Here is a 19,951-nt window from a genome sequence, read left to right on the forward strand (position 1 = left end):
CCCTACGGCAGCGCGAGGCGCTGGGTCTGGCCGTCCACGCGGAACACGGCGGCGCGTGCCTCGATCGCCAGCAGATGCCACGCGCCCACGGCATCGCCTTCGCGCAGCAGCCACACGTCCAGCACCGACGACGCCTTGGGTGCCGTCACCGACAGGAAGCGCTCGCCGCCGCGCAGCTCCACACCCACGACGTTGAATGGCGGTTCGGGCACCTTGGGCTTGGCCGGCTCGGCGGTGCGCTGGGGTGCTGCGGCAGGCGCGGCGGTTCGCTTCATGCGGGCTTCGATGTCGCCCACGCGGGCCTGCAGCGCCTGCACGTCGCCGGCATGGGCGTCTGTGGCCTGGGCCTGCTCCACCTGTGCCAGGCGTTCGTCCAGCGCCTTGCGGGTGGCCTCGAAGTCGGGCTGGGTGACAGGCTTGGGCTGATTCTTCGAGGTCGCCGCCTGCTGTTCGAGTTCGGCGACGCGCGTGTTGAGCGCCTGCACGTGCGCGTCCTGGGCGCTGGCCTGGCTCTGCTCGCTCAGGCGCGACAGGCCCACGCTGTTGACCACCGCGAGGATGCTCACGAGCAGCAGCCACGCGGCCGCTGTGATCTTCAACCAGCGCGCGCGGCCGGCATTCTCGTCGGGAAGCTGCGGGATGGTCATGGCTGGGCCTCCTGGGGCACATGGGGATCGGCGGGTTCGTCGGCCGGCGCGCTCGGTGCCGGAGGCGCGGGAATCGGGCTTGCACTCGGCGCACGCGCAGTCGTCACGCGCGCGAAGCACACCGCGCGCGCAGCGTCATCGACGGACAACTCCCAGGCCGGCCCGGCGAGCGCCAGCAAGGCATCGCGCAACGGCAGTGGCCCGAGCCGCAGATGCGCCGCCGGCAGCGGCAGCGTGAACAGCGAAGCGGCGTCCGGCGCGTCGCAAAGGCGGTAGCCGGTGCGCAGCAGCACGTGCCGTAGCGCATCGCCGACGCTCGCGTCCAAGGTCGGCGGAATCGAAATCTCGATCACCTGCCGCAGCAGGTCGCGCTGCGCCGGCTCGGGCACCATCTCGACCAGCGTGTAGCGCCCGTAGCGCGCCACCGGGATCAGGTTCGGCTCAGACTCCGGGGCGATGGCCCTGACAAACGCCGAAGGCTCGGGCGCGGTGGCAGCGGCCGTCGGGGGATTCGCCACGCCCGTGGTGGCGCAGCCGGCCATCAGTACGCAGCCGGCGAGCAATGCAGGCACAGCCAGGCGGTGGGCGACGCAGGTGAGTGGTTGCATGGGGCAAGTTCCCTGGAACACGGAGCCCTCACCATCGCCGCCGCGAAGCGTTCGGGCAGCAAACAAAGGGAACTGGCAGGCGCCCGACTTCATCGCGCGCCATCGATGCACGGAAAAAAGAAGCCGGCGCCCCGAAGGGCAGCCGGCGTGGGTGGGTGGATCAGGCCGCGACGAGTTGCCGGGCCAGTGCTACCTCGACGGAATCACCGTCCTGGTTCAGCACGTCCAATCCCGACTCGGGCACGTCTCCCGACGTGCTCTGCGAGACCATGATCTTTCGCGCCATCAGCCCCAGGCAGGTCATCTGCGAGGAAGCCGCATAGCCGAGGTAGATCACGAGAACCGGCAGCTTCTGGCCGATGCGCCATGAGCGCCGGGCCGCCTGCTGCAGGCTGTAGACGTTGTAGCCCGACTGCATGAACACGATCGTCGGAAACTCCAACAGGTCGAGACCCGTCTTGACCAGCTCCGGGTTCGTGATCAGCACGTCGATGCCGCGGTCCAACTGCTCGGCGATCCAGTCCTCGCGGCGGGAGGCATCCACGCTTGCGCGCAGCACCGCCACCTTGAAGCCTTCCTGCTCCAGCAGCACCTTCAGGCGCGACGTGGTGTCGCGCGTGCCGGTGTAGACCGAATAGACCAGCGTCTTGCGACCCGCAGACTTCTCCTGCTTGCAGATCTCGATCAGCTCGCGCTCCTTGGGCATCACCTCCAGCTCGTTGAACTGAGCCGGAACGAAGGCCAAGGTCTGGCGCGTGCGCGGGTGCACCACCGCCTCCGACCGGAAGCAGCAATCCGGCCAGGCCAGCAGCACGTTGAGGACCACGCCGAGCAGCGTCGTGTCGCGCTTCGCCAGCGCTTCTTTCATCGCTGTGGTCAGCCGACCTGACAGATCGCGATAGGCCGCGGCTTGCGCCGTGTCCATCGCCACCTCGCGGAACTCCTCGTCGTAGGGCGACAGCACATTGCCGCCGATGTCCTTCAACTTGAGGAAGACCGTGAACGGCAGCACGCAACGCAGCACGCCCTTCGGGCCGAAGCCCGGCGCCTTGACGGTGCGCACCGAAATCTTGTTGCCCTTGGCCGTCTTGTGCGCCGTGCCGGTGCTCTCGGAATAGATGTCCTTGAGGACGCCGTGATCGCGCATGAACGCCATCGCGGCCGAGGTCATGCTGCCGCTCTTGGTCGGGCGGTAGCCATCTTCGATCATTCGCCCCGGCAGGGCTCGGAACAGCAGGTGGAAAAGGTCGTCGCCGTAGCCGCCCATCAGCGTGCCGGTGAGCAGCAGCGTCTTGCGTGCCTTGGCCGCCAACACCCCCATCGCTTGGCCCTGTGCGGAGCCGCCGTTCTTGTACTCGTGCGCCTCGTCGGCGATGAGCAGGTCGAACGTGCCTTGCGGCAGGTAGCGCTTGATGAACTCGGACGGCTGGTAGCCGCCCTCGCCGAAGCCGAACTCCATGTTCGCCATCGCCCGCTCCATGCGGTGCGCTTGGCGATCCGAGAAGACCAGCTCGCCGTTGGCATCCATGAGGTTGATGAACTCGTGGATGTTGTCGCCGAGCATGGACGCCAGGAAGGAGTCGCCGAACTTGCGCATCAGCTTCTGCGCGGTGACTTCCCCGATGGTCGGGATGCGCTGCAAGGCTTTGAAGACGGCCGTGGACTGGTCGCTGGCGGACAGGCTCCTCGGTCGCATCAGCGTCCACAGCGGTGCGGCGCAATGGCTGCACCGGCGGCGGTAGTCCTCGGCTTCGAGTTCGACCGGGTTGATCGGCTCGCCGTCGAGGTTGGTGATGACCTGGCCGCAGTCCGGGCATGCGCCTACTTCGCCGTGCCGCGTGCGCCGCACGTTGAAGACGGGCTTCCAGTGGAAACCCATGCGCATCCGCACGCGCCCGAGCACGAAGAACTCCTGGCCGCGCGCCGGTACGCCCAACTGCTCGCGCAGCTTGATGAGCTTGACCAGCGTGTCCGGGCCGTTGAGCACCCAGACCTTGGCACCGGCCACCGTCTCCTGGATTTCGCGGCGCCACTTGTAGACCAGGTGGGGCGGCGACAGCACCAGAGTGCGGCGGTAGCCTTCGGCGTGCAGCACGGTGGCCGTGGCGATGCCGACGGTCGTCTTGCCGCAGCCCATCTCGCCATTGACGATCGCGGCGCGTTCGCCACGGTCGGCCAACAGCTCGGTGACGGCATGTACCACCTCGGCCTGCGCCTGGAACAGCTTGCGCTTGAGACTGGCCAGCACGAGCTGGCGGTGCGACCGGGCCTGGCCGGTGTAGACGGGAGGGTTGGCGCGGTTGAGCGAATCCAGCAGCTCGTCGCCGAACTCGGCGACGAAATCCTGAAGGCTCAAGGCCAAGGGAGAAGCGGCCGCTTCGAGCAGGTCGCCCTGGATGGGCGTGCTGTCGGCGGCGGGAACAACGTCGGTATCGAGGGACATGGTGATGCTCCAAAGAAAATGGGGCATGCACCTCCCCTGCGGGGCGATGGCATGCCCCGGGGTGGGAAGAGGGGAACGGCGCGAAGCCGCAGTGGAAGAACAGATCGACGGCGAACCGTCAGGGAACAGCGATCAGCGGATGGTCAACACCTCGCCGCAGGTCGGCGAGCCTGGTGTCATGTCCCAGGCACGGATGACCGGCACGAACTTGTCGGTCAGGATGCGCGTCTCGGCCACGGAGCCGTCGTCGCGTTCGGTGTATTCCGTCTGCAGCGTCTTCTCCTTGTGGGTGTCGCCCTTGACGACGAGCACGCGGCCCGTCTTGGACTTCACCACGCCGGAGATCGCGCCGGCAGCAAGCGCCAAGGCAAGATGCCAGTGCGACAAGGCCCGCGCCGGAGGCCGCAGCGATTGCTGCGCGGCGCCCAGGTGCGTGTCGAGCGTCGGCCAGAGCCCTTGCAGCCGGCCGACTTCATCGGCGAACTGCTCGGGCTCCATCGTCACGCGGTAGAAGTGCTCCGGCTCGGCCGGGCTGGCAGGCACCGTGTACGGCAGGAACGGCCATTCGACCGGCAGCTCCTCCGCTTCGGCGTCGCCTTGCCCGATCTGCAGCAGCAGCGCGCGCGTGGCTTTGACCGAATCCGATGCCTGGTCGCGCTGACGAACACGGCGGCCGAAGATCACCACCTGCTTGAACTGCGCTTCCACCGCGCGGTAGATGCGCAGATCGGCGAAGTGCCGGGTCAGCCACCCGACCAGCTCGGCATCGAGCACGTAGTGCGGCACGATGTAGATCAGCACGCCGCCGTACTGCAGCAGTGGCAGCGCCTTTTGATAGAACAGCTTTTCCAGCCGCGCGCGGCCCTGGCCCTGGTAGCCGACGTTGCCGTTGGTGTCCTTGGCCAGGTCGCCATACGGCGGGTTGAGCCACAGCAGGCCGAAGCTCTGCCGACTGATCAGCGTGTCCATCAGGTCGCCGTGGATGCAGCGATCGACCAGTTGCCGGGCGTGGTGCGCACGCTCGGCCTCGTACTCGACGGCGAAGGCCTGGACCTGCTCGCGCCCGAGGGCGTGCGCGGCTTCGGCGATCGCCACGCCTTCGCCGGCGCAGGGATCGATGATGCACAGCGGCCCGTTCGAGGATTCGGCGGGCGCCAGTGCGGCGAGTGCTCTTTCGAGCGTGGGTTCATCCGTGGGGAAGTACCCGTTCTTGACGAAGTTGCGGGCGAGCCGCGGGAACATGAGGGCCATGGGAATCTCCTGGCATTGAAGATGAAGGGATGCGGACATGCGCGCGTGCATGTCCGATGCGAAAACCTCAAGCCACCGCTTCGAGCGGTCGTGCCGAAGGGGTGCGGCTGGCGGGTGTGCCCGCGACGAGCGCGCCGCTGCGGATCAGGCCGCCCAGCACCTGGGTCAGCGTCGGCACGTCGATGGCGAGTCGATGGCCCTCCAGAGGTCCGAGGGCGAACGGCAGGCGCGTCAGCATCGACTTCGCCTGCAGCAGCTCCAGCACGGGTTCGCGCCAGGGATCAAGAAGCGGCAGCGGGCAGGTATCCCGCACCAGCTTCCACAGCCGGTCGAGCCGGTGCGTGGAATCGCGAGGCAGGAGCGCCAGCGCGCTGGCGTTGGCCTTGTCGGGCTTGACGCAGCGCCGATCGAACAGCCAGATGTTGGTCAGCGAGCCGAACAGCGTGCGTCGGTAGGCGCGTGCGCTGCGCTTTTCCAGGTTCTCGACGTTGCTGACGAAGATCGGAATGCTCGCGCCCTGCTCGGTGATGAGGTGGAACTGATCCAGTCCCTGTTCGTCCCGGCCCAGGGTAAGGCGGGCCAGGAATTCCTGGACGGCGGTGTCGCGCGCCCAGAGGGAGATGAAGACCAGGTTGCCGTTCTCGTCACCGACGACGCCATCGGCCATCAGGTCGGGGCATTCGTCGATGCGATAGAGCGTCTTAGGGGAAGAAGGTGCAGGCATGGTGATGTCCTCGAAGTGAGCGGAGACAGCACCGCCCGCGAGGGCAGTCACTGCCCCAGGGGGATGGAAGAAGACGCGGTGAGCGTCGTGGTGAAGAATCAGACCGTGCGTCGCAACGCGCCGTAGCCTTGAAGGTCTGGGCTACCTGGGCATGTTGTCGGCAACGCCGACGGACATGGGACATAGCCTGCGCTAAGGTGAGCGTGTCGCGGGAGCGGAAAACCGACCCGGCGCGCAACCCTGTTTGCTCTGGCGCATCGCCCGCGGCGCCGGAAGGACGGCCACAAAAGAAAACCGCCCCGGGGACACCGAGGCGGCAAAGATGACTGCTTGGCTCAGGGAGGAAAAGCCAGGGAGGTATGCAGTCGAACCGCAATTTTCGCGGCGGCAGCGAATTGCCGCATTAGGGTTACACCGAGCCAAACTGAACGTGGTGCGCTGGCAGCACAGCGCCGCCAAAGAAAAAGCGGACCATGCCGCGAGGCACGATCCGCTTGTGGGTCAGGCTTTGAGCTGACGCAGGCCATCCGCGAGCAGCCAAAGCGCCCGGTTGAGCCGGACGTTCTGGTCGATGCCCTGAACGGGTCGCGTGCGCTGCTGGCGCCCGTTGGCGGCACAGCCGGTCAGGCCGCCCTTGACAAGGTTCTCCTGAACCCGGTTGAAGACCGACCAAAGATCGGCACGGTTGTCGTCGAAACGACGAGGCCGCAGGATCTGCGTCTCCGTGATGGGCAAGGCCTTGCCCGACTCGTCGTACTTTAAGGTCAGCGCCGACCTGGCGAAGACTTCGGCCTCGCCGTCGTCGAGGGTGATGACGCGCATGGCGTCGCGCGAGTCCTGCACGCGCTCGAAGCCGTGCAGCACCTCGTAGGCGCCTTCGATCACGTGATCGGTGACGTTGCCCTTGTGGGGCACGCGCACGTCGGCGAAGGTGTCGCCGCACACCAGACCGTTGTGGCAGACGAATCTGAACATGCCCGCGAGCATCTGGTAGCTGCTGGTGCCGTCGTGCGAGTTGAGCAGGATGATCTCGTTCGCCTCGGCGCCGTTGATCTGGCTGGCGTGGCGAAGGCGCAGCATGTGCTTGGTGTAGTCGCGGCGATCCTCGTGTCGCACGCGGGTCTGGCACACCATGAACGGCTGGAAACCTTCTCTGCGCAGTTCGGTCAGCACAGCCGCCGTGGGGATGTAGCTGTACCGTTCGGAGCGGCTTTCGTGCGGGGTGTCCGCGAAGATGGATGGGGCCACGGTGCGAATCTGATCGTCCGACAACGGATGGTCGGCGCGCAGCACCGGGGAACGAGGGGCGAAGCGGGATGCGAGTTGCATGATGATCTCCTTGCGGAATGGAGCAATCGGCATCCAGCGGCCGAGGCCGGATGCGCGCGATTGCGTAGGACGAAGAAAAGCCCTGCTGAACAGGGCCTGATGAAAGGGATGAAGAAGTGCGCCGCGTGAAGGCCGGCCTATGGGTTCGGAACCGGCTCCCAGCCGCGGCTGTGCGGGTTGAAGCAAAGCGCTTCCTGGCCTTTGAGGATCGGCGTGAAGCCGTCGAGGAAGACGTGTCGCAGGTACAGCGCGCGGTAGGTCAGTGCCTGCCACGCCTGTTCTTCGCTCAGGCCGTTGGCGATGAAGTGCTCGCGCAGTTCGTCGTCGTCGGAAACCTCGTTGTTGGCCAACTGGTCTTCGACGAAGCGAAGCAGCTCGGGCGGCAAGGACGACATGAGGGTGTCCATGTTCGCCTCAGTCGGTGGCTGCATCGCCGGCCGCTTTGCGCGTCGGCTGCTGGTGGAAGGCATGCACCCTTGCGCGCCAGGTGGCGCAGCGCTGCGGCGCCATGTCGAGATAGCGCAGCGGGCACGAGTAGTAGTACGGGTGCTCGGCCTCGACCAGGAACTTGTAGCCCCATTCGCGGCCCTCGCTTTCCAGCAGATGGCAGCCGATCAAGGTGGCCGACTCGCCGGGTGCGAGACCCAGGACGCCGGCCTGCTTGGCGGTGACGCGCGCCACCGTCCACAGCACGTTGCCGACCAGCGTGTGGTCGATGACCTCACTGCGCGACCGCTCGGTTTCCTCGGTTGCGGTCAGCTCGCGGATCAACTGATCGCGCGTCAATCGAACGAATGTCCAGCCCATGGAATGACTCCTGTGAGAAAGGGCCGGAGTCCTCCCGCCGGGGAAGGAGCCCCGGCGGGTGGTGGAAAGCCGCAGGCATGCGGCGTGAAATGGCGATGGGATCAGACCCTGGTGAGGTGCCAGTCCTGGGACAGCGGAGCGAACTCGTAGCCCAGGTCGCCGAGGCGGTCGCGCTGCTGACGCAGCACGCGCCGATCCACGGTGGCATCGAGCTTGACGACATCGCCCAGCGGCCAGAGTGTGCCGAACAGCGCCGCGTCGCCGTCGTCGTCCGCATGGGCCGTAGCCTCGGCAGACGCAGCAGCCGGCTCGCTGCCGAACGGCGTGGTATCGACCAGCGGGTCGCGCGAGCTGCGCGCCTTCTTCCGGCCGGCCGCCTTGGGGGCGGTCGTCGGCGTCGGCGTGGCGGTCTGCGCTTCCTCGTCGATCGGATCGACTTCCTGCGGACTCAGCCGGCGGGCGTCGTCACGGCTCAGGGCGTCGATGTTGGACAAAGTCATCCCACCCAGGAGGGCGCGGATCTCAATGACCATGCGGCCGTTGGCGGTGTACGTGGACGGGCGAATCTCCGCGATGGCGAAATCGCCCTCGTACTTGCCTTCGGCGTACTGGTCGAGTTCGGCGTTCTTCACGACGAACTCGCCGATGGAGGTCGCAAGGCGCCCGACGTTGAAGTCGCCGTTACGGCCGTGGATGGTCTTGATGGCCAATTGGCCGGGAATGGTGATCATGAAGAACTCCTGCGGACGAAGCTGCGATCACGCACACGGCCGTCATGGCGACGGTCGCATGCGCACGCGAGTGGGAAGAAGACAAGGCCCCAGGGGACGGGGCCTTGCGGATCAGAACGACTCGGCAACTTCCAATGCAGGCGCATCGGCAGTGGCTTCGTCGGCAGCTTCGGCGGCGGGCCTGGCGGGCTCGAACGCAGCGGCTTGCGGCTCAGCGAACGTCGCGGGGACATCCGTGTTACGCACGTCGCGTTCGTCGCGCTGGTCGGCATCGGTCGGCTTGGGCTCGGCCTTGTAGACGAGCTTGCCGTCGACCTTGATCCAACTGACGAACAGCAGGCGGGCCTTGAAGCTCACCCCCTGCTCGCCGGCACGCTTGCCCTTGGAGTAGGTGAAGGTGTCGGCCCACAGGTCGCCCAGACGGAAGCCGATCATCACTTTCTTCTCGGCATCGACCGCTTGGATGCAGCGGCGCACGAGGTGCTGCGCTTCGGAGCCCGAGACGCGCGTGTCGAAACGCACGTAGGCCACGTCATCGCTGGGGCCGTTGAGCGCCGCGATGTCGCAGGCCAGGAACGCATCGCCTTTCTTGGGCTTCACTTCGCGGATGCGATTGAGATACCCGAGTCCGGTGATGTGCAGGTCGAAGTAGGACTTGTCGGTGGAAGTGGTCATGGTGAATCTCCTGAGAACAATGAGGCGGAGACACACCCGACCCAAGGCGGGGAAGGTGTGGAACCCCCGCGTGGGTTGAAGGAACAGCTTGGGTGGCATCACCATCGGGAGAACCGATGGCTGTTCGCGCTGGGATGCCGGAGCGAACTGGTTGATCAACGCGGTCGGAACCGCGTCGCAGTCTTGAAGATCGAGACTGCCTGGGCATGCTGCTGACGGGCGTCAGCGGAACATGGCGGCAGCGTGGCGCCAGGCGCGCGCCCGCGCGAGCGGCAATCGGCACCGGCGGCTGTCCGCATTAGTGGCACCCTCTCGCCACCGGGTTGGGCAGGTACTGCCGCTTGCGGACCAGCATCTCGAAAGGCTCGCCCGCGCGGCTGGCGGTATCGAAGTCCACCACCACGAAGCCCGGTTCGATGGGCCGGTACTCCAGCCAGTGGATCGGCACTTGCCAGTGCTCGGCGCAGTCGCGCACGAAGCGCAAGGTGGCTTCCACTTCTTTTCCGGTGTTGGCGAAGCAGACGACGGCATCTGCGGGCAGGCCGCCGTTGGCTTGCAGCACGCGCCAGAGCATGTACGCGCTGGTGCGGCCGCCGCTGAAGCTGATGCAGGTCGGTTGCTCGATCTTGAACGGGTCTCGCATGCAGGCGTCACCAGGCGGTGGCACCGGCAGATGCCGGCGTGAGCGGCCCGAGCCGGACTGGAGACGAGCGCGTGCGATGCGGCCATGGGCCGCGGCACGAGATAAAGAGAAGCCCCCGTGAAGGGGGCTGGGAAGCAGTACGGTCAGTGGCCGGCCGGTGCAGCGGATACCGCCTGCATCGACAGGTGCGTGACCGTGGCCGACACTTCGAGGTCGTCCTCGCTGTGCAGGATACGGGTGAGGACCCGTTCCTGCAGGGCGAAGAACTCGCCGAAGTCGTCGCCGCCGAATTCGGCGCGCGCCAGTTCCCACCAGTCGTCGAACGCATCGACATCGGGGTTGCAGCCCACGGCGTAGGCGATGGTCTTGCGCCGCCCATCGGGCCGGCTCTCGCCGTGCTCGGCCATGAAATACACGCCCTGGTCCTTGACCAGGATGACGCGGCACTGGTTGGCCGCCGCCTCGGCAAGCACGGGCCGAAGCTCGGTGCCTTTGAATCGAACAGTCATGGAAGTGGTCTCCAACGGTGAAGGAAGAAGGTTTCCCGCCGCGAGGACGGGAAGCCGCTTGGGGACGTGAGGGGATCAGTGCTGGACGGGCTTGCGACCGGACAGGCGCTGTACGCGGATGAGGCGCCAGCTCCCGTCGTCGATCAGCCGCTCCAGCACCTGGCCCAAGGTGTCGAAGAACACTTCATCGACCCGCTCGACCAGCTCGCCTTCGCGATGCAGCTCCACCGCGTAGGTGTCGAGGCCGCGTTCGTAGAGCACGGTGACGCGCCCCTGGAACTTCGCCGAAGCGACGGTGAAGCCGATGGCCGGCGGCGTGGCGATGATGTTGCTGGGGCTCGGATCGACCACCGTGAAGTCCCGCGCGCCGGCATCCACCAGCAGGTGCGTGATGCGGCGGAATCCATCGGGCGCGGGCAACTGCTCCAGTTGGTGGATCAGCTCCTGCAGCTCGGGGCACTGCGGCTCGGGGATCGGCAGCTTGGCCGGCGCGGAACCCAGGATGAGCCGCTTCACCGTGTACGGCTGGCCGTCGGCGGTGAACTCAGTGCTCTCCTCGGGCGTATCCGCGCGCAAGCCGTCGAAGCGGCGCCGCGCATACGGTTCGACCTGCACCTTGGCGCCTTCGTCGGGCACGTCGGTGACGAGGGCCTTGTCGAGCACCGCGAACTCGGCCCGCCCCGTCTTGACGACGATGGCCTCGTCGGTGGTGGCGATGACCTTGCCCTCGAAGGGCTTGGGATCAACGTGGAAGCCCAGCGTCGAAACCTTGGGCTGGCCGTCGAAGATGTTGAACTTGAAGCTGCGGACGTTGGAAGGCACGTGGCCGCGAACCAGCGTCGGCATCTGTGCGCGGATGGCTTGGGTATCCATGGAAGACTCCTTGTGGCAACCAAGGGACTTCCGCCCGCAAGGGAGGTGTGTCCCTTGGGGGTGAGGTGGATGGACGCGACATGCGCCCGGAGAAGGAATAGCAACCAGCACGGCGAACCGTGCCGCAGCCTCGAAGGTCTCGACTGCCTGGGCATGCTTGCCGGCAACGCCAGCGAACATGCGAGCAGCGTGCGTCAGGCGTGGGCCAGCGACGCGGGGGAATCGGCACTGCGCGTCCACCGGCTTCGTCCAGAAAGAATACGAGCCCCGCGTGGGGGCTCGAAAGGTGGTGTCAGTCGTCGTAGATCGGCAGGCCGTCCAGCACCTGCGCATCGGCATCGAAGACCAGCATGCGCACGTCGGCGAGCGCGGCCAGGTGCAGCACGTGCATGAGGGATTCCGGCATGCCCTTCTTGCGATGCTCCTGCATCAGCCGCTTGGCCGTGATGCCTTCGACCACACGCAGGTTCTCGTCGGTCCAGGGCGTGGCGATCAGCTTCAACCCAATGGCCGGGCTGTACGGGATGCGGAAGGCGACGAACAGGAACAGCGTCGGCGTGGCGATGTCCGCCAGCTCGGCGAGGAAGCGATGCGCGTCGACGTCGAGGTGCGCGCTGCTGATCTCCCAGCACCGGCTGTAGTAGCCGGTCTCGAAGCGCAGGCGCTGCACGACTTCGCGGGCTGATTCCTCGGAGTAGGTATCGCCCACGTGCAGCGGCTTGCCTTCTTCCTCGGCCATGACGGCATAGACCACGTTGCGGGCGAGGCCGTGACTGCGGCATTGCGCTTCCAGCTCGGCAGGCACGGCCTGGTCTTCGGTGATTAGCGCGAAGTCGTCCGAGAAGACACAGCTACGCCGTTCGATCTGGCTGTCCGGTAGATTCGACTGCGAGGGATGCAGCGGCAGGTAGGTCAGTGGGCAGTCGTCATCGTAGGAGATGGCGAGCAGCCGCTCGACCGACAGGCCATCGTAGCCGCGGATAAAGGGATTGTTGTTCGAGTAGGACATGGGATTTCTCCAGCAGAGGATGGCCGAGGCGATCCCCTGCTGGGGATTGAACCCCAGCGGGTGGATAAAGTGGCAGCCGGTCAGTCGGCAGCGGTAGAGGACGGGTCGCCCAGCGCCTTCAACAGGTCGAGCAGGCCGCCATTCGCAAGCTGGTACAGGCGGTTGTAGTCGTCGCCGGTCGGCGCCTGCTCCAGGCGATCCAGCCGCGCATCCAGGTTGAGGATGCTCTGGTGCACGTTGCGGGCGATGCTCAGCGCGGAAGGTTTTCCGGCCGGCTTAGGTGCATCGAGCACCGAAAGGACTTCAGCGGGCGATGGGTAGCGGCAGTCGGGTCCGTACTCGACCGGGAACACCTCGCGCCCGGTCAATCCGGTATTCGGGGTTCCGCTGCTGACATGCAGCACATACTCGTCGGGCACATCATTGCCGGCGTAGTCGAGCACCACGATGCGCGGCTTGCGCACGTCGGCCGGCCAGCCTTCAAGGATGACCGCATCGATGTCGTCGTCGGTCACGAGCAGACCGATGGAAAAGTCAGGGGACATGAATCACTCCTTTCAAGAAAAGGAGGGACATGGCCCCATGCAGGGACGCATGTCCCTCGTGGGGTGGGAAGAAAAGAAGAACGTCGGCAGGCCGCAGCGCGGCTCACCAGCCGTTGTAGTTCAGCGTCAGGTCGGCGACGACCTTGCGCCGTTCCAGGTCGAGGCCGCCCAGGTCGGACAGACCCTCGAAGCCGCAACGCTTGAGCATCGCACCGCCCTCGCGGGCGTTGTAGAAGCTCACCATCGCGGACAGGAACATCCGCTGGCCGCTGCTCAGGACGCCGAGGGCATCGTTGAGCATCAGCAGCTTCGGCCGCAGATCCCACTTGGTGGTGGCACGCTGCAGGCCTTCGCGGGTGCCGTCGCCGAACCATTCGGCTCCGGCGATGTCGACGCCGCGTTTCCACGCCTCGAAGAAGGCTTGGGGCGCGGCGGCGAAGTGCTGGTGTTCCAGCTCGATCTGATCAAGTACCTCTTGAGGCAGGGCACGGTTCATGACATGGGCTCCTGGTGGTTGGACATCACGGGTGGAGGCGCTGCTGCCAGCGGCCCGTTTGCAGGGCGTGCTCGGCGGCGTGGTGCGAGCGGAAGTAGCTGACCGACTCCCGCGAGACCGGGCCGTCCGCATCGGCGGTGCCGATGTAGTGGCCGGCTGCGCTGCACAGCACTTGCAGGGGCAGGCGCTTGCCGACGCAGGCCAGGGCCTGGTAGCCGATGGATTCGGCTCGGGCCTGTTCAGCACTCAAAGGTGCCGATGCGAGCGCAAGGGACATGGTTTTCTCCTGTTGGTTGAAGACCGGGAGCACCACGCCCTGACGGGAGCGGATACCTCCCGAAGGGTTGAACATGAAAAGCACCCGCGTCGTGGCGACGCGCGTCCGCGGTGGTCGGTGCGAAGCGGACTGGATCGGTCAACGCGGCGAACCGCGTTGCAGCCTTGAGGACCGGGGCTGCCAGGGCATGGTGCTGACGACCGTCAGCGACACATGCGGGAAGAATGAAAGCGCGGCGGCACTCCGTCGCTGATCAAACGGAACCGAACGCCGTCCAGTTTGGGCCGAGCGCTGGCAAGAGCAGCGATGCACGATTCCGTTCGCCCACGACAAAGGCGCCGAAGCCTCGCAAGGCTTCGGCTGGAGAGAAATCAATCCACCTGTGGGCTGCAAGCAGGCCAGGCCATCGTCAAAGCCATTCGCTGCGTCAGCAATCTCACCCGGCCCGTTTCGTGGCTGGGGCCGGCATCCTCTGGCGTGTATCCACACACAAAGGGAACCCGTTGTTCCGCCGGCGGGCACCGGCACCGAATACCGTCGACCGCAAACGGTCTCCTGACACCTCGCAGCCTTGCGGGCCAAGGCGTCAGGAGACCGCTCGCGGATGGACGGAAGCACGTCGATCAGCGGAATCGCGGCGAGCGCGATTCGATGGAACAATGACCTTCTCGCCCTGCCAGCCGTGATCGGCCCGTGCAGGACGCGCACACCGTTGCAGAAGGGAACGCGCGCTGGGGAGTCCCGCGAGGCGCGGGAGGTTTGCCCCGCCGTCGGCAGCAGCCGGCGTGGCAGAGGGAGATGGGGGCGTCAGTTCGCCCTGGGGCGCCGACGCGGTGGGCCTGATGCACGGCTGGATGCGCCGCGCTTGCCTGCTCCGGTATCTTCGACCGGCTGCGTGCCCTTGCAGTCCGGGTAGCGGCTGCAAGACCAGAACGCGCCGCTCCTGCCGCTGCGCTGGCGCATCGGTGCGCCGCACTGCGGGCAGCTCGGTGCGGGCGGCAGTTTGAGGTTCAGCGTGGCGCCGCGGTACTGCTGCACGAGCTGGGCGACCCAGCTCGATTGCTTGGCGATGAAGGTGTCCAGCGTCATCTGGCCGACCTCGATCATGTCCAGCGCCTGCTCCCACACCGCCGTGGTGCCCGGGTCGGCGATGGCCGCAGGCACGGCGTCGATCAGCGTGAAGGCGGCATCCGACGCGCGGATGGACCGACCCCTCTTCAACAGATAACCGCGGGCCAGCAGCCCGCTGATGATGTTGGCGCGCGTGGCCTCGGTGCCAATGCCCGTGGTGTCCTTGAGCTTCTGCTTCAGGCGCGGGTCGGTCACGAGCTTTGCGACGCCCTTCATGGCCTTGACCAGCTCGCCTTGCGTGTAGGGCTTGGACGGCAGCGTCTTCAACGCCTTCAGTTCGACCTGGCCGACCTGGCAGGCGGCACCTGTCTGCAGCGCCGGCAACACCTGTCCGCGCTGTGCATCCTCACCGTCACCGTCACCGTCACCGTCCTCGGGCTCAGGCGCCGCCAGCACCTGGCGCCATCCGGCCACCGCGATCTGCTTGCCGACCGCCACCAGCGACTGCCCGCCGCACGTGAGCTGCGGCACCGTCCGGTCGAACTCGTGGTGCGGCAGGAACTGCGCGAGGTAATGGGCGCGGATCAGCCGGTAGACGGCCAGCTCCTTGTCGCTCATCGCCGAGAGATTGGCCGGCTCCAACGTCGGAATGATGCCGTGGTGCGCCGTGACCTTGCCGTCATTCCAGGCCCGCGAACGCTGCTGGCGGTCCAGGCGGTCGATCAGCGGCCGCAGACCGGGATCGGTCTTGACCAGGCTGTCGAGGACGGCCGGCACCTCGGCCAGCATGCTCTCGGGCAGGTAGCCCGAATCCGAGCGCGGATAGGTCGTTGCCTTGTACGTCTCGTACAGCGCCTGGGCAATGTCCAGCGTCTCCTGCACGTCGAGGCCCAACTGCTTGGAACACACTTCCTGCAAGGTGCCGAGGTCGAACGGCAGCGGCGGGCCTTCGCGCACGCGCTCGGTCTCTACCGACAGCACCTGGGCGGTGCCGGCCGCGCGCAGGCGTTCGGCGGCCTGCTGCGCCACCGGCTGCTGCAAGCAGCGGCCGGCGTCGTCGGTGCTGCCCTGTGGCGGCGTCCAGCTTGCAACGAAGGACTGGCCTGCATGCGAGAGCGCGACCTCGATGGCCCAGAACGGCACCGAGACGAAGCGTGCGATCTCGCGATCACGGTCCACGACCAGCTTGAGCGTCGGCGTCTGCACGCGCCCGACCGACAGCACGCCGTTGTAGCCGGCCTGGCGGCCCAGCAGCGTGAACAGGCGGCTCAGGTTCATCCCGATCAGCCAGTCGGCACGCGATCGGGCGAGCGCGGAGAAGTACAGCGGCAGTGTCTCGGCGGACGGCTTGAGCGTGCCCAGGGCCTTGCGGATCGACGCATCGTTGAGCGCCGACAGCCACAGGCGCTGGATCGGGCCGCGGTAGCCGCACAGCTCGATGATCTCGCGGGCAATCATCTCGCCCTCGCGGTCGGCGTCGGTCGCGATCACCAGTTCGCCCGCCTTGGCGACGAGCTGCTGCACGACCTTGAACTGCGCCGCGGTCGCCGCCTTGGGCTCGACACGCCAACGCTCGGGAAGAATAGGCAGTTGCTCGATGCCCCAGCGCTTGTACTGCTCGCCGTAGCCTTCGGGCGGAACCGCTTCGACCAGATGACCGATGCACCAGGTCACGACGACACCCGCACCGCTGTAGCAGCCGTTGCCGCGTTGGCCGGCGCCCAGCACACGGGCGATGTCCTTGCCCTGGGACGGCTTCTCGCACAGGAACACGCGCATGAAGCCTCCTTGGAAGTGTGCGGTCATCGGATGGCCCCAGCTTGGCCGGGCCAGCGGATGACGGCAGCAAGGAAGCCGATTGGCGCAGACACCGCTTTGTGATCGGCAGGCGATGCGTTGCCGCAGCGGCATGCGCGAAGCCGCAACGGCTGGCGCAGCGGGAGCGTCGTTTCGGGAGGGCGGCTGGAACCCGGTGGAACACCCTGGAGCTATCCCCTGGGGATAGCTGGTGCATGGCGGGCGTCTGACGGTTGCTACAGCCGCCCCCTGCGGGGAATCAGCCCTTGGCCTTGGTTTCCTTCGACGCCTTCGTCCCCTTGGTCTCCTTCGGCGGCGGTACTGCGGCCTCGGGTTCCAGCGTCCTGGCGCTGAGGGTCACGGCCTGGATGCGGTACGGCAGAATGCCGATGCGGCGGGCCTCGATCTTGAAGGTCGTGCGCTCGTTGTCGTCGGCGTCCTCCCACTCGTCCTTCACCGTGCGGCCTTCTACCAGCACGCGCATGCCCTTCTGGTACAGGTCTTTCCAGTGGTCGGCGTCGCGGTGCCACAGCTCCACCGGCGCCCAGAAGCCGCCGCGGTCCTCGAATTCACCGTCCTTCTTTGGGATCGGGTTGTCGAAGTAGACGTTCAGGCGCAGCAGCCGGCGCGGCTCGTCGTTGCCGTTAGGGAATTCGCGATAGTCCGGCGCGGAACCGATGTTGCCCTCGCCGACGAAGTGCGTGCTCATGGAGACTCCTTGGGGGTGGTGGATGGAACCGACGCGGCATGCCCGTGGACACGTCGCAGGTAAGCCGCTTCGGCCTGCGCGGCCTTGCTGGCGCACTCCTGGGCCTGGCGGCCCAGCGTGTGAAGGAGGCTGATCTGCATGTTCAAAGCGATGCGCTGCAGCTCCATCGCGTACAGGTCGTCGATCAGCGAGGCCGGCGTCGCCGGGCGGTCGAGCAGCGATTCCCACAGCGCCACGCCCATGGAAGAACGGTCGTGGTTGCGCCAGCGCAGGAAGGTCGTGCCTGCGCCAGTGGTCTGCTGGGCCAGTTGCACGTCGAGCAGCGAGAAGGGGTAGGCCCGCGCCTGTTGCAGCACGCGCCGCTGCGCCAGCCCGATTAAGTCGTCGCGCAGCGCCGTGCACTGGTTGGCCCAGGCCTCCAGACTCCCCTTACCTTTAAAAGGCTGTAAAAGGCCTTTTAGGTAGGAGCCGTGTTCCAGGCGCTGGAAGTCCGCCTGTTCCAGCGGCAGGAAGCGCGCCGGTTGGCCGGTGGAAGACGATGCTGTCATGCCTTCGTGCCTTCGCCGTCATGGTCGTGGTCGTCGTCCGCCACGTCGGCTGCGCCAGCGCTGGGTGCGGCATCCGCGGCTGTACCAGGCTTGCCCGACCGCCGTGCGATCGGTGGCGCAAAGCGCGAGCGGCGCGTGCCTTCGAGCACGTCCTGCGGCAACTCGCCGAACTTCTCCAGCGCCGCCCGCGCCACCGCGTTCTTCGAGGCGAAGTCGTCGCGCGTCGCGCCGGAGTAGCGGTACTGCTGTGCCAGCGAGAACAGGCTGCGCAGCGCATGCGCGCCGTCGTTGAGCCAGCGTTCCAGCGTGCTGCGGTCGATCAGCGCGGTGTGGTGGGCGAGGATCAGCTTGCGGGCCAGGTCGTCGTAGTCGGCCAGCAGGTACACCGCCATGAAGCCGAGCTGCGCATTGACGAACAGCGGCAGCTTCACGGGCTGCACGTTCATGTTCTCGCCCAGCGACAGCGCGGGCGGCACGTCGGCCAGCGCCTGGTCCACCTGCTCACGCAGCGCCTGCAAGCTGTCCTTGGTCTGCGTCAGCTTGTCCTCGATGCGCAGCATCCAGAAATCCGAGTAGGGATCGTCCTGCTCGGCGCCGCGCTTCATCTTGTTCATCACGCTGATGTATCCGTTCAGGCCGATGATCCCGGGCCGGCCCTCGGCAGGCGCTCGGCCATGCCAGATGCGTGAAGCGTGGTGGGTGTGCAGCGTCAGCGACATCGCGCTGCGCAGCGATCCGAGATTCAACTGCAGGGGCGGCTGGGATTCATTGGCCATGGTGACGACTCGCGGTACGGGAACGAGCCGCCAGCATCGGCATCGCCCGGAAGGGCGTCAGTCAACAAACCGCAGCGGGTGCGCTCCCGGTTGTCGCCCCGGAAGGTCGCGTGTTCCGTCTATCCCCAGGGGATAGGTCCGCGCCGGGCTGCGACCGTGCGACGCATGACAGAACCGAAGCCGATGCCTGGAAGGCTTCGTGTCCCAGCTATCCCCTGGGGATAGCTGCTCAGGAATCGCCCAGGGTTGAACGCAGTTTCGCCAGGTAGGCCCGCGCTGCCTCGCGGCCAGGGCCGTTCGGCGCGGGCGGTGGCGGTGCAGACGGTGCCGGTGCGGCTGGCCGTGGCGGCGGCGCAGGCGGCGTCGATGGCGAACCGCCTTCGCCGGCCCAGGCGTTGAACTCGCCGCGGATCGCCTTCTGGATGATGCCGAACAGATAGCCGGCCGGGTTGCGTACCGCGCTGTTGCGGCAGCGCGCATCCCATTCGTCCAACACCGCCTGCCGCAGCGACTCGTCCACCTGCTGCAAGGCCACCATCGCGCCGCTTTGCTGCTCGTCCTTCAAGCGCAGCAGGCGCTCGGGCAGGCGCAGGTGCTGCAACGACTTCGCGCGCGGTACTGTACGTACTTGATTTATACGATCCATACGTACAGTACGGTCCTCCTTCGGATTCCGAAGTGAGCCGTCTGGCGCGGATTTCAGCCCTGCTTCGGATTCCGAAGACGGGCCTTCGAGATTCCGAAGCAGGCCGTCCTGGCCTTCTTCGGATTCGTGATCCACAGGCGCTTGTGGATAACTCGCGTCCGCCCATTCGTTGCGCGCCATGCGCAGTGCCAGCACCTGCAGCCGCGTGGGCAGCGTGCGGCCGTTGAGCATCGGGTCTTCGGCGATCTCGCGCAGGGTGTTCATGCCGACGATCTGCACCGCCTTCGCCGCATGGGTCAGCGCCTGGCCGACCAGGCCGAGGTAGTCGGGGTCGAGCTGCATCGCCTCGAAGGGTGTCAGCGGTTCGTCGTGCAGCATGTAGAGGTTGCTCAGGATGCGCCCGGTCTTCGGGTCGCGGCGCCGTCGCACCAGGCTCAGCCAGCGCGTCAGCCGCAGCAGCGTCAAGGCGCGCGCCACGGTCTCGTGCGAGGCCTGCGCCGCGCAGGGCATCGAGGCGAGGTAGGGGCGAAGCTGGTCGTAGGTCGGGAACGCCGTCACGCCGTCGCTCTGGAGCTGCAGGCGGAGCACCTGCCAGGCGTTGCGCTCCAGCGGCGTCAGGCGCCGGTCGAGGAACAGCGCACGCGGCACGCTCTCGTGCCGGTTGCCGCTGTAGAGGAAGCCGTCGCTGACCGGCGCGGCCGGCGATGCAGCAGCAGCGCCGCGCGGGGCTGGCGGTGTCGGCGGTGCCCGTGGCACCAGTTCCCGCAGCGCGTCGTCGAACAGTGCCGACAGCGCCACGGGGCCATCGCGCCGGGGTGCGCCGCCGGTCGCCATGGC

22 protein-coding genes are annotated in these 19,951 nt (G+C 66.8%); all 22 read right to left on the reverse strand.

All coding sequences use genetic code 11. The annotated features are described in order from the left end of the window. Positions 1-2 precede the first annotated feature (2 nt). Positions 3-647, reverse strand: coding sequence for a hypothetical protein (locus tag ACVOLZ_RS05895; RefSeq protein WP_003454833.1), 645 nt, complete (start codon positions 645-647; stop codon positions 3-5). Next, positions 644-1,255 (reverse strand): PFGI-1 class ICE element type IV pilus protein PilL2, encoded by a 612-nt coding sequence (pilL2, locus tag ACVOLZ_RS05900; protein WP_003454835.1) that lies wholly within the window; start codon positions 1,253-1,255, stop codon positions 644-646. The genes ACVOLZ_RS05895 and pilL2 overlap by 4 nt, the downstream gene beginning before the upstream one ends. 160 nt (positions 1,256-1,415) lie before the next feature. After that, positions 1,416-3,698, reverse strand: coding sequence for a DEAD/DEAH box helicase family protein (locus tag ACVOLZ_RS05905; protein ID WP_126220063.1), 2,283 nt, complete (start codon positions 3,696-3,698; stop codon positions 1,416-1,418). A 132-nt stretch (positions 3,699-3,830) separates the two neighbouring features. Next, complete coding sequence (locus tag ACVOLZ_RS05910; RefSeq protein ID WP_003454847.1) at positions 3,831-4,949, reverse strand: DUF6094 domain-containing protein; 1,119 nt, start codon at positions 4,947-4,949, stop codon at positions 3,831-3,833. Positions 4,950-5,016: 67 nt separating this feature from the next. Beyond that, positions 5,017-5,673, reverse strand: coding sequence for a hypothetical protein (locus tag ACVOLZ_RS05915; protein ID WP_003454850.1), 657 nt, complete (start codon positions 5,671-5,673; stop codon positions 5,017-5,019). Between the two features lie 501 nt (positions 5,674-6,174). Continuing rightward, the gene (locus ACVOLZ_RS05920; protein WP_003454853.1) at positions 6,175-7,002 is read right to left on the reverse strand and encodes a DUF932 domain-containing protein; all 828 of its coding nucleotides are present in this window, start codon (positions 7,000-7,002) and stop codon (positions 6,175-6,177) included. Between the two features lie 137 nt (positions 7,003-7,139). Then, positions 7,140-7,409: a hypothetical protein gene (locus ACVOLZ_RS05925; RefSeq protein ID WP_003454871.1), complete on the reverse strand. Its 270-nt coding sequence runs from the start codon at positions 7,407-7,409 to the stop codon at positions 7,140-7,142. Positions 7,410-7,416: 7 nt separating this feature from the next. Then, on the reverse strand, positions 7,417-7,809 hold the full coding sequence (locus ACVOLZ_RS05930; RefSeq protein ID WP_003454873.1) for a hypothetical protein: 393 nt from the start codon (positions 7,807-7,809) through the stop codon (positions 7,417-7,419). Between the two features lie 101 nt (positions 7,810-7,910). Further along, positions 7,911-8,540 carry a DUF3275 family protein gene (locus ACVOLZ_RS05935; RefSeq protein ID WP_003454876.1) on the reverse strand — a complete coding sequence of 210 codons (630 nt, stop codon included), beginning with the start codon at positions 8,538-8,540 and terminating at the stop codon, positions 7,911-7,913. A 111-nt stretch (positions 8,541-8,651) separates the two neighbouring features. Continuing rightward, entirely contained in the window at positions 8,652-9,215 is a 564-nt protein-coding gene (locus tag ACVOLZ_RS05940) for an STY4534 family ICE replication protein (RefSeq protein ID WP_003454879.1), read from the reverse strand. 298 nt (positions 9,216-9,513) lie between these two features. Beyond that, positions 9,514-9,858: a hypothetical protein gene (locus ACVOLZ_RS05945; RefSeq protein WP_003454883.1), complete on the reverse strand. Its 345-nt coding sequence runs from the start codon at positions 9,856-9,858 to the stop codon at positions 9,514-9,516. Positions 9,859-10,001: 143 nt separating this feature from the next. Further along, positions 10,002-10,367, reverse strand: coding sequence for a DUF3085 domain-containing protein (locus ACVOLZ_RS05950; protein WP_003454886.1), 366 nt, complete (start codon positions 10,365-10,367; stop codon positions 10,002-10,004). 75 nt (positions 10,368-10,442) lie between these two features. Then, on the reverse strand, positions 10,443-11,240 hold the full coding sequence (locus ACVOLZ_RS05955; protein ID WP_003454887.1) for a hypothetical protein: 798 nt from the start codon (positions 11,238-11,240) through the stop codon (positions 10,443-10,445). A gap of 292 nt (positions 11,241-11,532) precedes the next feature. Then, positions 11,533-12,249: a DUF5983 family protein gene (locus tag ACVOLZ_RS05960; RefSeq protein ID WP_003454888.1), complete on the reverse strand. Its 717-nt coding sequence runs from the start codon at positions 12,247-12,249 to the stop codon at positions 11,533-11,535. An 80-nt stretch (positions 12,250-12,329) separates the two neighbouring features. Further along, a complete protein-coding gene (locus ACVOLZ_RS05965) occupies positions 12,330-12,794 on the reverse strand; it encodes a hypothetical protein (RefSeq protein ID WP_003454889.1) in 465 nt (154 codons plus the stop codon). Between the two features lie 103 nt (positions 12,795-12,897). Then, positions 12,898-13,290, reverse strand: coding sequence for a hypothetical protein (locus tag ACVOLZ_RS05970; RefSeq protein ID WP_003454890.1), 393 nt, complete (start codon positions 13,288-13,290; stop codon positions 12,898-12,900). A gap of 25 nt (positions 13,291-13,315) precedes the next feature. After that, positions 13,316-13,642 carry a hypothetical protein gene (locus tag ACVOLZ_RS05975; protein WP_431606019.1) on the reverse strand — a complete coding sequence of 109 codons (327 nt, stop codon included), beginning with the start codon at positions 13,640-13,642 and terminating at the stop codon, positions 13,316-13,318. A 732-nt stretch (positions 13,643-14,374) separates the two neighbouring features. Beyond that, positions 14,375-16,417, reverse strand: a complete 2,043-nt coding sequence (locus ACVOLZ_RS05980) for a DNA topoisomerase III (RefSeq protein ID WP_003454892.1) — start codon at positions 16,415-16,417, stop codon at positions 14,375-14,377. 277 nt (positions 16,418-16,694) lie between these two features. Next, positions 16,695-17,144, reverse strand: coding sequence for a single-stranded DNA-binding protein (locus ACVOLZ_RS05985; RefSeq protein ID WP_003454893.1), 450 nt, complete (start codon positions 17,142-17,144; stop codon positions 16,695-16,697). Beyond that, positions 17,141-17,692: a DUF3158 family protein gene (locus ACVOLZ_RS05990; RefSeq protein WP_003454894.1), complete on the reverse strand. Its 552-nt coding sequence runs from the start codon at positions 17,690-17,692 to the stop codon at positions 17,141-17,143. Before ACVOLZ_RS05990 ends, ACVOLZ_RS05985 begins: the two co-directional genes overlap by 4 nt. After that, positions 17,689-18,468 carry a PFL_4669 family integrating conjugative element protein gene (locus tag ACVOLZ_RS05995; protein ID WP_003454895.1) on the reverse strand — a complete coding sequence of 260 codons (780 nt, stop codon included), beginning with the start codon at positions 18,466-18,468 and terminating at the stop codon, positions 17,689-17,691. Before ACVOLZ_RS05995 ends, ACVOLZ_RS05990 begins: the two co-directional genes overlap by 4 nt. A 229-nt stretch (positions 18,469-18,697) precedes the next feature. Next, on the reverse strand, positions 18,698-19,948 hold the full coding sequence (locus ACVOLZ_RS06000) for an STY4528 family pathogenicity island replication protein (protein WP_126220062.1): 1,251 nt from the start codon (positions 19,946-19,948) through the stop codon (positions 18,698-18,700). Positions 19,949-19,951 lie beyond the last annotated feature (3 nt).

Source organism: Stenotrophomonas sp. STEN020, assembly GCF_056760195.1.

Bases quoted from the DNA above. Each gene is read 5' to 3' on its own strand.
- ACVOLZ_RS05895 (WP_003454833.1), bottom strand. From the start codon at position 647: ATGACCATCCCGCAGCTTCCCGACGAGAATGCCGGCCGCGCGCGCTGG.
- pilL2 (WP_003454835.1), bottom strand. From the start codon at position 1,255: ATGCAACCACTCACCTGCGTCGCCCACCGCCTGGCTGTGCCTGCATTG.
- ACVOLZ_RS05905 (WP_126220063.1), bottom strand. From the start codon at position 3,698: ATGTCCCTCGATACCGACGTTGTTCCCGCCGCCGACAGCACGCCCATC.
- ACVOLZ_RS05910 (WP_003454847.1), bottom strand. From the start codon at position 4,949: ATGGCCCTCATGTTCCCGCGGCTCGCCCGCAACTTCGTCAAGAACGGG.
- ACVOLZ_RS05915 (WP_003454850.1), bottom strand. From the start codon at position 5,673: ATGCCTGCACCTTCTTCCCCTAAGACGCTCTATCGCATCGACGAATGC.
- ACVOLZ_RS05920 (WP_003454853.1), bottom strand. From the start codon at position 7,002: ATGCAACTCGCATCCCGCTTCGCCCCTCGTTCCCCGGTGCTGCGCGCC.
- ACVOLZ_RS05925 (WP_003454871.1), bottom strand. From the start codon at position 7,409: ATGGACACCCTCATGTCGTCCTTGCCGCCCGAGCTGCTTCGCTTCGTC.
- ACVOLZ_RS05930 (WP_003454873.1), bottom strand. From the start codon at position 7,809: ATGGGCTGGACATTCGTTCGATTGACGCGCGATCAGTTGATCCGCGAG.
- ACVOLZ_RS05935 (WP_003454876.1), bottom strand. From the start codon at position 8,540: ATGATCACCATTCCCGGCCAATTGGCCATCAAGACCATCCACGGCCGT.
- ACVOLZ_RS05940 (WP_003454879.1), bottom strand. From the start codon at position 9,215: ATGACCACTTCCACCGACAAGTCCTACTTCGACCTGCACATCACCGGA.
- ACVOLZ_RS05945 (WP_003454883.1), bottom strand. From the start codon at position 9,858: ATGCGAGACCCGTTCAAGATCGAGCAACCGACCTGCATCAGCTTCAGC.
- ACVOLZ_RS05950 (WP_003454886.1), bottom strand. From the start codon at position 10,367: ATGACTGTTCGATTCAAAGGCACCGAGCTTCGGCCCGTGCTTGCCGAG.
- ACVOLZ_RS05955 (WP_003454887.1), bottom strand. From the start codon at position 11,240: ATGGATACCCAAGCCATCCGCGCACAGATGCCGACGCTGGTTCGCGGC.
- ACVOLZ_RS05960 (WP_003454888.1), bottom strand. From the start codon at position 12,249: ATGTCCTACTCGAACAACAATCCCTTTATCCGCGGCTACGATGGCCTG.
- ACVOLZ_RS05965 (WP_003454889.1), bottom strand. From the start codon at position 12,794: ATGTCCCCTGACTTTTCCATCGGTCTGCTCGTGACCGACGACGACATC.
- ACVOLZ_RS05970 (WP_003454890.1), bottom strand. From the start codon at position 13,290: ATGAACCGTGCCCTGCCTCAAGAGGTACTTGATCAGATCGAGCTGGAA.
- ACVOLZ_RS05975 (WP_431606019.1), bottom strand. From the start codon at position 13,642: ATGTTCAACCCTTCGGGAGGTATCCGCTCCCGTCAGGGCGTGGTGCTC.
- ACVOLZ_RS05980 (WP_003454892.1), bottom strand. From the start codon at position 16,417: ATGCGCGTGTTCCTGTGCGAGAAGCCGTCCCAGGGCAAGGACATCGCC.
- ACVOLZ_RS05985 (WP_003454893.1), bottom strand. From the start codon at position 17,144: ATGAGCACGCACTTCGTCGGCGAGGGCAACATCGGTTCCGCGCCGGAC.
- ACVOLZ_RS05990 (WP_003454894.1), bottom strand. From the start codon at position 17,692: ATGACAGCATCGTCTTCCACCGGCCAACCGGCGCGCTTCCTGCCGCTG.
- ACVOLZ_RS05995 (WP_003454895.1), bottom strand. From the start codon at position 18,468: ATGGCCAATGAATCCCAGCCGCCCCTGCAGTTGAATCTCGGATCGCTG.
- ACVOLZ_RS06000 (WP_126220062.1), bottom strand. From the start codon at position 19,948: ATGGCGACCGGCGGCGCACCCCGGCGCGATGGCCCCGTGGCGCTGTCG.